The organism is Acidimicrobiales bacterium, assembly GCA_036491125.1.
Classification (GTDB): Bacteria; Actinomycetota; Acidimicrobiia; order Acidimicrobiales; family AC-9; genus AC-9.
Genome location: DASXCO010000231.1, coordinates 1 through 10,485, shown reverse-complemented (window position 1 = coordinate 10,485; position 10,485 = coordinate 1). Strand labels below are relative to the sequence as shown.

At 66.9% G+C, this 10,485-nt stretch carries 12 protein-coding genes; 7 read left to right on the top strand and 5 right to left on the bottom strand.

Annotated features, from left to right (window positions below):
• On the bottom strand, positions 1-251 hold a 251-nt coding region (locus tag VGF64_17830; GenBank protein HEY1636619.1), incomplete at its 3' end, for a hypothetical protein.
• A 536-nt stretch (positions 252-787) separates the two neighbouring features.
• Here VGF64_17830 and VGF64_17825 point away from each other — a divergent pair.
• The 4 genes from VGF64_17825 to ftsH all read left to right on the top strand — a co-directional run bounded on the left by VGF64_17825 (position 788) and on the right by ftsH (position 4,785).
• On the top strand, positions 788-1,288 hold the full coding sequence (locus VGF64_17825; protein ID HEY1636618.1) for an RNA polymerase sigma factor: 501 nt from the start codon (positions 788-790) through the stop codon (positions 1,286-1,288).
• Positions 1,285-1,977, top strand: coding sequence for a hypothetical protein (locus VGF64_17820; GenBank protein ID HEY1636617.1), 693 nt, complete (start codon positions 1,285-1,287; stop codon positions 1,975-1,977). The genes VGF64_17825 and VGF64_17820 overlap by 4 nt, the downstream gene beginning before the upstream one ends.
• 145 nt (positions 1,978-2,122) lie before the next feature.
• Entirely contained in the window at positions 2,123-2,629 is a 507-nt protein-coding gene (locus VGF64_17815; protein ID HEY1636616.1) for a hypothetical protein, read from the top strand.
• A gap of 116 nt (positions 2,630-2,745) precedes the next feature.
• A complete protein-coding gene (ftsH, locus tag VGF64_17810; protein ID HEY1636615.1) occupies positions 2,746-4,785 on the top strand; it encodes an ATP-dependent zinc metalloprotease FtsH in 2,040 nt (679 codons plus the stop codon).
• 41 nt (positions 4,786-4,826) lie between these two features.
• Here ftsH and VGF64_17805 read toward each other — a convergent pair whose 3' ends face one another.
• Entirely contained in the window at positions 4,827-5,519 is a 693-nt protein-coding gene (locus VGF64_17805; GenBank protein ID HEY1636614.1) for a Rieske (2Fe-2S) protein, read from the bottom strand.
• Complete coding sequence (locus VGF64_17800) at positions 5,516-6,004, bottom strand: sigma-70 family RNA polymerase sigma factor (protein ID HEY1636613.1); 489 nt, start codon at positions 6,002-6,004, stop codon at positions 5,516-5,518. The genes VGF64_17805 and VGF64_17800 overlap by 4 nt, the downstream gene beginning before the upstream one ends.
• 110 nt (positions 6,005-6,114) lie before the next feature.
• Here VGF64_17800 and VGF64_17795 point away from each other — a divergent pair, with 110 nt between their 5' ends.
• Positions 6,115-6,411 (top strand): hypothetical protein, encoded by a 297-nt coding sequence (locus tag VGF64_17795; GenBank protein ID HEY1636612.1) that lies wholly within the window; start codon positions 6,115-6,117, stop codon positions 6,409-6,411.
• A 23-nt stretch (positions 6,412-6,434) separates the two neighbouring features.
• Here the strand turns inward: VGF64_17795 and VGF64_17790 are convergent, their stop codons facing one another.
• Positions 6,435-7,304 (bottom strand): alpha/beta hydrolase, encoded by an 870-nt coding sequence (locus tag VGF64_17790; GenBank protein HEY1636611.1) that lies wholly within the window; start codon positions 7,302-7,304, stop codon positions 6,435-6,437.
• Between the two features lie 30 nt (positions 7,305-7,334).
• On the opposite strand from VGF64_17790, the gene VGF64_17785 reads away from it, so the two are divergent.
• A complete protein-coding gene (locus VGF64_17785) occupies positions 7,335-8,513 on the top strand; it encodes an amidohydrolase family protein (protein ID HEY1636610.1) in 1,179 nt (392 codons plus the stop codon).
• 31 nt (positions 8,514-8,544) lie between these two features.
• Entirely contained in the window at positions 8,545-10,026 is a 1,482-nt protein-coding gene (locus tag VGF64_17780; GenBank protein HEY1636609.1) for a CoA-acylating methylmalonate-semialdehyde dehydrogenase, read from the top strand.
• Positions 10,027-10,056: 30 nt separating this feature from the next.
• Here the strand turns inward: VGF64_17780 and VGF64_17775 are convergent.
• The coding region (locus VGF64_17775) for a hypothetical protein (GenBank protein HEY1636608.1) at positions 10,057-10,485 on the bottom strand (429 nt) is incomplete at its 5' end.

The window sequence follows — 10,485 nt, the reverse complement described above, 5'->3', positions numbered from 1 at the left end:
TCTCCCCAGGCCCACTCGCACGCCTTGTCCCACATGGCCTTGGTGACGGTGATGGAGTCGCCCCGAGTAGCCGCCGCGTTCCACGCGAAGACGAACTCGGCCTCCGGCCCGCTCTGCCTGGAGCTGGCGGGATTGTCGAAGTGAGCACTTGAGCGATGCGCTCTGTCACCCCCAAGGACCCGGTCGAGAAAGTCCTCGTAGACGTCCGAGGCCTTGGTGCTCTCTGCTGGATTGAACGATCCGATCAGCACGGCAATCTCTTCTCCGTCGTAGTTCGGGAACTGTTGGCTGCTTCAATCTCACCCGGCAGGCTCGTGACGCAGATCTGGGTCGTACGTCCACGTTCTCTGCCTCAACTCGTAGATAGGCGGCCGGGTTACGGCCCCACCGGAGATCGCCGGCTCCCGCGGCCAGTGTGGGCCGGCGGCCGGGTCGTTGTAACCCAGAGCCCTATAGACGGATGAGTCGCAAATACAGGAGAGGGGGTCCTCCAGTGAGCACCCAGACCTACACGCCGGCGACACGATCCCGGGATCGTTCAGAGCGCGATTGCCGGGCCATCAACCTTGTCGGCCAGGTCCTTCTGGCTGCGGTGTGGGCAGAGCGCCACGTGGCCAGGCGCCTGAAGCCGTAGTCGCGGCCTTGTAACCCGCGGAGCTATTAGAAGATGATGACAACCGCCGAGCCACCTCGAGAGGACGTCGGGCGGGCGCCTGTCCCGGCCGAAAGGTTCCCTCCACCTGGCGGTGCAGGGGAGGGCCGCGATCGTGTCGGTCACCTCCGGCTCGTGGAGGGCGACATCTACGCGGACTGGGACTCTGCCTACCGCGACAACGTCACCAGCGTGTATCGGCTGATGTTCTCCCGGGTCGGGAATCGGGCTGACGCCGAGGATCTGACCTCCGAGGTCTTCCGGGCCGCACTGGGCCCGCTTCGACTGAACTCCTCGAAGGGGGAGGTTCGTGCCTACCTCGTGGCAACTGCGCAGACGGTGCTGGCGTCTCACTGGCGCCGCCGGTTCGGCGTGGAGGTCACGGCTATCGATCCCGACACCGGCGCCAGCTACATGGAAGAGGCGTCTCCGCTCAGCGATGCTCCAGAGCGGGCGGCGGGCATCTTGGAAGGGCTTCCTGACAGGTATCGGCGGGTGCTGGAGCTGCGGTTCCTAGAGGCGTGCTCGATCAAAGAGACGGCCAGCACCATGGACGTGAGTGTGAGCAACGCCAAGGTCCTTCAGCACCGCGCCCTGCGGATGGCGGCGAGCGTTGCAGAGGAGAAGAACAGATGATTGGCAATGGGCTTGGAGCCTTTATAGAGGCGATCCTTGACGATCGACGCCCCAAGAGCTTCGACGCCACTCCCAAGGACGCCGAGGTTCTACGGGTTGCTATCGCACTGCGCGCCGGGCGTCCTGGTGAGGGGGGGCCCGACGAGGAGTTCATGGCCGGGCTCCACCGTGAGCTGGCCGAGCAGGCCAGCGATCTGCACCTCGTCGAGGAGCAGGCGGGACCCCGGCAGATGGCACGAGCGTCGACTGCGCGTGGGCTACGTCCCAGCCGACCCAGACGGGCGCTTCTGGGCGTCGCTGCCGCGGCGGCGGTTCTGGTGGGTGGCACGGTGGTGGCGACCAACGCCCTGGAGCAACCGTCCCCGAAAACGACTCCACAGGTCGCCATCGGCGCGTCGGTGCGATTCGCCAGCCTCCACGGTGCCGGGGGACGTCCGGTGGGTCAGGTCTACGTCCACCGGGGGGATCCCTCATGGATCTTCATGACCCTGGACGCGGGTGGCACGACGGGCACCGTGATGTGCCAGCTACAACTGGCCAATGGCACCACAGTGCCGGTAGGGACCGCCCAAATCCACGATGGGAGAGCTCAGCTGGCCCAGAGCGTGGGGGTGGACGTGGGCCAGTTGAGGGGAGCGAAGCTGGTGACGCCCACCGGCTCGACGCTCGCCAGCGCCACCTTCTCCTGAGTCACCCCTCGAGATCCAAATTGGCCACCGCTGCGATCGACGGCGGCGCCGTTGGCCACTGAGGGTCATTCACCGTGGGGCCAGACCGTAACCCTCGGCCCTATGTGTTGGCAGAGCTCCAAACGGAGCAGATGAGGCGGTCAAGATGCCATCCGAACCGAGCACTCTTCTCGATGGCGACAACGGGGAGACGAGCCAAGGTCCGCCGCGGCGACCGGGCAGACTCCAGCCCGGTGTCGGCACGGTGGTTGTCGCCATCGGCGTGCTCCTCGTCGTCTTGACCCTCGCCTTCGCGCTCGGTCAGACAAGGGGCGCGGCACCTGCTCCGAACGTGCCAGTGCCCTCTGCCATCGGTGTGTCCATGCCGGGGCAGGGAGCTACACCGGCCGCCGTGGTGATGATCGGCAGCGCACCGGCCACCGACGCCAACGACGTGGTCAGCTTCGTCCCGACCTCGGTGACGATCCATGTCGGCCAGACGGTCGAGTGGAAATGGGACGACAGCTCCGTACCCCAGAACGTGACCTTCGCCGGGTTCCAGAGCGCCACCCAGACCACGGGAACCTACTTCCACACGTTCGATTCACCGGGTGTCTTCCCGTATACGTCGACGGTGCATTTCGAAATCAACGGACAGGTGGTCGTGCGATGAGGCTGCGAGCGAACAACCAGCAACACGGCGGGCTATCTGGGGATCGGGAGTCGCCGAGCGGCGCCAGTGGCGGACAGTCGTCTGACCGATCGCCGCCCCGCCCGCCTCCTCCCCGGTTGCGGGGGCTGCTCCTGGTAGCCGGGATCGTGGTCACCCTGATTCTGCTCTTCATCCCCTCGATGAGGGCGGCAGCGCCGGTGTCAAACCTGTCGTTCTCCGCCTTCAGCGGAAGGGTGACGGCCAACCAGGTGGCCACGGCCACCATTGATCCCAACGGGGCGGTGAGCGGCCAGCTCAAGGGGGGAGGAAGCTACAAGTCCCAGATCCCTCTGGCCCTCCAGGACAACCAGCTGACCCCTCTGCTCCAGCAGCACCAGGTGGCCATCACCGGCACCGGGCCCCACACCTCGGCGTTCACGACGATCCTCTCGTTCCTACCTCTCGTGTTCTTCCTCGGCCTCTTCTTGCTGATCGGTCGCGGCGCCCGGCGTCAGGTCAGTGGGATCACCGGCATCGGAGCGTCGCGGGCCAAGCTCTACGACGTTGATAAGCCGTCCACTCGATTCTCCGATGTCGCCGGCTACGAAGGGGCCAAGCAGGAGGTGAGCGAGGTCGTGAGCGTCCTGAAGGACCCCGGTCGCTACGAGCGGGCCGGTGCCGTGGGCCCTCGCGGCGTGCTGTTGGTTGGACCGCCAGGGACGGGCAAGACACTGCTGGCCCGAGCCGTGGCGGGCGAGGCCGGCGTCCCCTTCTTTGCCGTCAGCGGCTCGAGCTTCGTCGAGCTCTTCGTGGGGGTGGGGGCCTCCCGGGCCAGGGACCTCTTTGCCAAGGCGCGCAAGCAAGCCCCGTCGATCATCTTCATCGACGAGATCGACGCCATCGGCCAGCGTCGAGGAATCAACCTCACCTCGAACGACGAGCGGGAGCAGACCCTCAACCAGCTCCTGGCCGAGATGGACGGGTTCGACGCCCACTCAGGGGTCGTGGTGATGGCGGCGACGAACCGACCGGAGACCCTCGATCCGGCGCTGCTGCGTCCCGGACGGTTCGACCGACGGGTCGAGATCCCCCTGCCGAATCGAGCCGAGCGCGCGGCCATCCTTCGGGTCCACACCGCCGGCCGCCATCTGGCGACTGGCCTCGACCTCGACGCGGTGTCGAGGGGGACACCGGGCTTCTCTGGCGCCGATCTGGCCAACCTCGTCAACGAGGCGGCGATCGTGGCGGTGCGTGACGATCGCGCCGTGATCACCGCTGCCGACTTCTCCGAGGCCCGCGACCGGATCATCCTCGGCCGGCGAGAGGCCTCGAACGCCCTGTCTCCCGAGGAGAAGCACGCCGTGGCGGTGCACGAGTCGGGCCATGCCCTGGTCGCTGCGCTCTCCCCCCATGCGGACCCGATCGCCAAGGTGACCATACTGCCGGCCGGGATGTCCCTCGGCGCCACCGAGCTGCTGCCGGCCGACGAGCGCCGCCTGTACCCCGAGAGCTATCTCCAGGACTCATTGGCGGTGCGCCTCGGGGGTCGAGCAGCGGAATCGATCGTGCTCGGGGAGCCTTCCAGCGGCGCGGCCAACGACCTCGAGGGCGCCACCGAGCTGGCCACTCACATGGTGCGGGAGTTCGGGATGAGCTCGCTCGGCCCGGTCGGGTTCGCGGCCCCTACAGGCGCGGGGCTCGTGACCGGGCAGGGCCGACCATACGCCGAGGGAACCCAGTGGCTCATCGACGAGGAGGTGATCAGGCTCCTGCGAGACGCCGAGCAACGAGCGCTCGAGCTGCTCCGCGGCCATCGGGGCAGCCTCGAGCAGCTGTCACGACGCCTGGTCGAGGTCGAGACCATCGATGGGGCCGAGGTCTACGACGTCCTCGCGATGACGCCGAGCACCGTACCGAGCAATGGACAAAGGCAAGAGCGAGTGGCCTACACCGCCTCGTCGACCAAGCCGTACCCGCCAGCATCTCAGGGCCGCTTGAGGACAGGGACCCATGTGCGAGTCCGAAACCGCTTCGACGGGTCGTGGGCGTCGGGGTTCGAGGTCGAACGGTCCGAGGGGGGCTCCAACGACCAGCCCGGCTACCTCCTTCGGCGTGTCTCTGACGGCTCCCTGCTCGCCGTGAGGTTCGACGAGGGGGACGTGCAGCCCGACGGCTGAACGTCGGAGAAGCGCCGGTAGCGACCAGCCTCTAACCCGAGTCAGATCGGCGGAGGAAGTAAAACCTGCACCTGCCCGTTCTGCTGTCGAACCTGCAGGCGCGGCAGCGGCCCAGGAGGAGTCGGGAGTTGAGCGAAGAGCAGCTGGCCCGAGGATGAGAACGCGGCGCGATGGCAGGGGCACTCGAGGCGGTCGGCGCTCTGGTTGGGCTGGAGCAGGCAGCCCTGATGGGTGCACACACCCGAGACGGCGCGCAGGGTCCCGCCGTCATTAGTGACGAACCCGATGGCGGCGGGCGTATCGAAGCGGGTCAGGACGCCCTCGCCCAACGCTGTCGTCGAGGCAACCGTGTGCCACGTACCGCCGTTCGGAGCGAGTTGGCCCTGGGCAGTCTGCGGTGCCGGTTGGCCCGATGGGGTAAAGGCGGTTCGGTCGATGGCCAGGGCGACCCCGGCCGCTGCCGCCGCCACCCCCGCACCCTCCAACAGGCGCCGTCGGGACACCCGCGATAGCGGCACCGGTTGCTCCGCTGGGCGGTGGTCCAGCTCATGGCTGAGACGATCGTGCAGATCGCTCACGAACTGGGGGTCTGGTGTTGCCTCCTCGGCCTTGGTGGCCCGAAGATCGATCGCCACTCTCATCGCGTCGGCGTCCTCGGGGGATGCTCGAAAGGCCCGAGGCCGGCGGTTGTGGATCAGGGCTTCGACGAATGCAGTGAACCTGCGCCTCGTCATTGGTTTCTCCCTTCTGTTGCACCCGCCGCCAGGCGGAGGGCGCGGTGCTGCAGCACCTTTGCGTTGCCCACGGAGATGTTCATGGCCCGAGCCGCTTCCTTGAGCGACTGGGCCTCCAGAAAGCGCAGTTCGAGGATGCGCCGGTACCGCTCGGGGAGACCGTCCAGGATCTCAGCTGCTCGTTGCGGGGCGTCGCTCTCCATAACATCGTCGCCTGCATCGGGCAGCTCCGAATCCGGGTTCAGGGTCGTCACCTCGAGCCCGAAGCGACGTCGCCAGTGTGAGGCCAGGACCGTGTGCGCAGTCGCCCGCAAGTAGGAACGAATCTCGGGGTCTGATGCGGACAGCCGAAGAGGACGCAGAGCCGTTCGGAACACTTCCGAGGTCAGATCCTCGGCATCGGGGCGGTTCCCGACCCGCGAGAACATCAGGCCGTAGATGTAGTTCACGTTGTCGCGATAGACGATTTCCCAATTCGAGGACATGTCCGCATCAATCGGCCGCTGGGTGTGGACAGTAACCGAGTCGGGTATCGCACGCCCGACGGCGCCCCTGGTTCTCCGGACGGCGTTCGTCCCGCCCATCCTGAGCGTGAATGGGTGCCGACAAGACGGCTACGCTCCGGTGTGTGAAGCTTGACGCTCATCATCGGGCTACGGTGGCAAAAATCTTCGGCCATCCGGTGAGCCACAACATCGAGTGGCACGACGTGCTGTCGCTACTGCAGAGCGTAGCCATGGTCACTAGGCGCCACGACGGCCGTTTCACAGTGACCCTTGGGGCTGAGACCGAGACTCTGGACGCTCCACGAGGTCGAGACATCGACGAGCAGATGGTGATCGACCTTCGTCGGATGCTCAGGGGTGCCGGGGTTACGCCGGAGTCGCCATAACGGCACGGGAGCGCACAGCTCGATCACCCCAGGCTCTCGTTGGCCCAGGCGAGTAGCTGCGGCCCCAGGAGGGGCCAGCTCACGAAGGGACCGGCTTGCTGGCCGTGGGCTTGCCTCTGCTGGCCGTCGAACCACTCGGTGTCGGGCCAGGGGGGTTCGGCGAGCCGGGCGCTGGGGATCAGCTCGCCGATGGCTTCGGACGTGGGGCGGGTGTGGAATGCGTCGCTGGCCCCGCTTCGGAAGACCAAGGTCGGGACCTTGATGGTGCGGGCCAGGTGGTCCGGAAGGCCGGGGACCGGCTGGCCGGACCGTGGGCAGTAAGCCTGCATCCAGCGCTCCATGGTCTGGACGAACGCGGTGCGTTCCTGGTCGAGGAACCGCTGTCTATTGGACGGGTTGCGTCGGATTACCTCGGCCCATTCAGGCAGGGCGGCGACGGCTTCCATCCCCTGGGTCCACGCCGCTTCGAGAGATCCGCCGCAGTAGTGAACACCGAGAATCATGAGGCCGAAGACGCCACCGCTGATCCAGACCACGGCCAGGCCTGCGGCCACGTCGGGATTGTTGGCTACGGTGAGGAGAGACACCCGGGCGCCGCCGGACCCGCCCATGATGACGGCCGGCGCCAGGTCGAGGTGACGGAGGAGGGCGGCGAGGGCGTCCGCTTGCATCTCGGACTCGGTCGGGCCCTGGAAGCATACGTCGGACTCTCCGCAGTTCGGCCGATCCCAGATCAGGACGCGGTTACCTCCCGCGGCGATCGTTTCGGCCAGCTCGCGCACACCCGGCTCCTCCTTTGTATAGCGGCCGCCGGGGGTGATCACCCACGGCCGTCCGTAGTCGCCGACGAGCTCGTAGCCGAGCGTCATCCCGTTGACCGTTGCCGTTGCCACGCCCGGACCCTAGTACTAAAGTTGACGTCGATGTCAGAGACCACACTTCAGGCGAAGAAGCCCTTCATCGTTGACGCTGATTCCCACTGGTCCGAACACCCAGAGCTGTTCACCCGACGAGCGCCGGCGAAGTACAAGGACAGGGTGCCTCACGTCGAGGATGTCGACGGCGAGCCCATGTGGGTCTTCGACGGCCACCCGATGGGTCATGCGTACGCCGGAGCGGTGGTGGGACGCGACGGGAGCAAGTCGTCCTCGGCCGGGGTCCTCGAGGAGTGGAGGATCGACGACGTCCACATGGGTGCGTACGACCCCAAGGTTCGCCTCCAGCTGATGGACAACTTCGGGATCGACGCACAGCTCATATTCCCGAGCACCATCGGCCTCGGCGGGCAGGACCTCGCCTTCGTCGAGGACGAGGCCCTGCGGCGGTTGACGATCGAGCTGTACAACGACACGCAGGCTGAAATCCAGGCTGAGTCGAACAATCGGCTGCTGCCCCTGCCCCTGATGCCCGCGTGGAACATCGAGGCGTGCGTGGCCGAGGCCAAGCGGGTCGCCGGGCTCGGCGCCCGGGGGGTCAACATGACCTCCGACCCACAAGACATGGGTGCTCCCGATCTCGCCAACGTCGCGTGGGACCCGTTCTGGGCAACCTGCGTGGAACATCAGCTGCCGGTCCACTTCCACATCGGCGCCAGCGTCACCGGGATGGGCTTCTACGGCCAATACCCCTGGCCGTCGCACCCGCGCGACATCCAGCTCGCCATCGGCGGCACGCTTCTCTTCGTCGGCAATGCCCGCGTTGTGGTCAATCTGATCCTCTCCCGGGTCTTCGATCGGCATCCGGGCCTGCAGGCCGTCTCGGTCGAGAGCGGCGTCGGGTGGATACCGTTCATCCTCGAGGCGCTCGACTACGAGATGGCCGAGAACTGTCCGGGTGATTTGCGGCAGATGAGGAAGATGCCGTCGGAATACTTCAGGAGCAACCTCTACGCCACGTTCTGGTTCGAGAACAACTTCAACAAGCTGGCCGATCTCGTCTCGACGGTGGGTGAGGATCGGATGCTCTTCGCGACCGACTTCCCACACCCGACGTGCCTCTACCCAGATCCCCTGAAAAGCGTCGAGCACAAGCTGTCGGCTCTTCCCGAAGAGGCTCGCAACAAGATACTCGGCGGCAACTCCCGCCGGCTGTACCGCCTCTGAGCACCTCGATCTGACGCCGGAGGAGCTCGCCATGAAGATGATCGGTCACTCGATCGGAGGAAGGGCGGTCGACGGGACATCTGATCGTACGGCGCCGGTCTTCGACCCGGCACGCGGTGAGCAGACCGCCGAGGTGGCCATTGCGTCAGCCGCCGAGGTCGACGGTGTCGTCAAAGTGGCGGTGGACGCCTCCGCGGCGTGGGGGGACTCGTCGCTCAGCAGACGCACTGCCATGCTGTTCCGACTCCGCGAGCTGCTCGATTCTCACCGGGACGATCTCGCCGCGCTCGTCACCGCAGAGCACGGCAAGGTCCTCTCGGACGCCATGGGAGAGGTCGCCCGGGGACTGGAGTGCGTGGAGTTCGCCTGTGGCATCCCGCACCTGTTGAAGGGCTCGCACAGCTCGGAGGTGTCGACCGGCGTCGACGTGCACACCCTGCTCCGGCCGCTCGGTGTGGTCGCCGGCATCACCCCATTCAACTTCCCGGTCATGGTCCCGCTGTGGATGGCCGCCAACGCGCTCGCCTGCGGGAACGCGTTCTTGCTGAAGCCGTCAGAGAAGGACCCCTCGGCTTCGCTCATGCTGGCTGACCTCGTGCGGCAGGCCGGCTTCCCCGAGGGCGTCTTCAATGTGGTGCAGGGCGACGTCGAGACCGTGGGTGCGCTCCTGAGCCATCCTGGCATCGACGCCGTGTCGTTTGTGGGCAGCACTCTCGTGGCGCGCGATGTCTACGAGACAGGGACACGCAACGGCAAGCGGGTACAGGCCCTCGGGGGAGCCAAGAACCATATGGTTGTCCTGCCCGACGCCGACGTCGACGCCGCCGCCGACGAAGCCGTGTCCGCCGGCTACGGATCGGCGGGAGAGCGGTGCATGGCGATCTCGGTCGTGGTCGCCGTCGGCTCTGTCGGTGACGCCCTTGTCGATGCCATCGCCGCACGGATTCCCGGCGTCGTCGTCGGACCCGGTGATGACGCCGCCTCCATGATGGGCCCACTCATCACATCCGAGCACCGCAGCAGGGTGCGATCGTACGTCGAGCGGGCAGCCGACGAAGGCGCGAGCGTCGTGGTGGACGGATCGGCCGCCGTTACGGATCGCGGGTTCTTCGTCGGGTGCTCGTTGCTCGACAGAGTCAAGCCGGGGATGCGCGTCTACGACGATGAGATCTTCGGGCCGGTCCTGAGCGTCGTGCGCGCCGCAACCTTCGACGACGCGGTGGAGCTCGTGAACGCAAATCCGTATGGAAACGGCGTCGCGCTGTTCACCAATGACGGCGGCGCTGCCCGACGATTCGAACGGGCCGCCGAGGTGGGGATGGTAGGCATCAACGTCCCGATCCCGGTGCCGGTGGGTTGGCACTCATTCGGAGGCTGGAAGGCGTCGATGTTCGGCGGCGCTCCGATCTACGGCCCCGAAGGGATCCGGTTCTACACCCGGCCCAAGGTGATCACGTCAAGATGGCCCGATCCGGCTTCGAGCGCGATCAGCCTCGGATTCCCTACGAACTAGGCAGGCTGGTCGCTTCCGCAAGCCCGGTGCTCACCGAGGCCGTTCCCGGACGACCTCGGCTGGGCGCTTGTCGTCGCGCAGCCCGAGGAAGCGCGGCTGCCGCAGCCGACCATCGCTCGTCCACTCGGCGAAGCCGATCTGGGCGACGAGCTCGGGCAGGGTCCAGTGAGTGCCGCGGGGGACGGGTCGGGCGTCCACGAACGGCGAGTCGGGCGACTCCAGCTCTCGCAGCCGGGCGCCGAGGTCGCGGAGCGTCGCCGCCGTGTAGCCGGTGCCGACCTTCCCGGCGTAGCGGAGCCGGCCGTCCTCGTAGTAGCCGACGAGCAGGGCACCGAAGTCCGTCCGGCTGCCGGCCGGGTCGGTGTAACCGCCGATGACGAGCTCCTGCTCCCAGGCGCACTTCAGCTTCAGCCAGTCCTTCGATCGGCCAACGGTGTATGGCGCGTCGGCGCGCTTGGC

Bases quoted from the DNA above. Each gene is read 5' to 3' on its own strand.
- VGF64_17820 (HEY1636617.1), top strand. From the start codon at position 1,285: ATGATTGGCAATGGGCTTGGAGCCTTTATAGAGGCGATCCTTGACGAT.
- VGF64_17815 (HEY1636616.1), top strand. From the start codon at position 2,123: ATGCCATCCGAACCGAGCACTCTTCTCGATGGCGACAACGGGGAGACG.
- VGF64_17805 (HEY1636614.1), bottom strand. From the start codon at position 5,519: ATGACGAGGCGCAGGTTCACTGCATTCGTCGAAGCCCTGATCCACAAC.
- VGF64_17800 (HEY1636613.1), bottom strand. From the start codon at position 6,004: ATGTCCTCGAATTGGGAAATCGTCTATCGCGACAACGTGAACTACATC.
- VGF64_17795 (HEY1636612.1), top strand. From the start codon at position 6,115: ATGGGTGCCGACAAGACGGCTACGCTCCGGTGTGTGAAGCTTGACGCT.
- VGF64_17785 (HEY1636610.1), top strand. From the start codon at position 7,335: ATGTCAGAGACCACACTTCAGGCGAAGAAGCCCTTCATCGTTGACGCT.
- VGF64_17780 (HEY1636609.1), top strand. From the start codon at position 8,545: ATGAAGATGATCGGTCACTCGATCGGAGGAAGGGCGGTCGACGGGACA.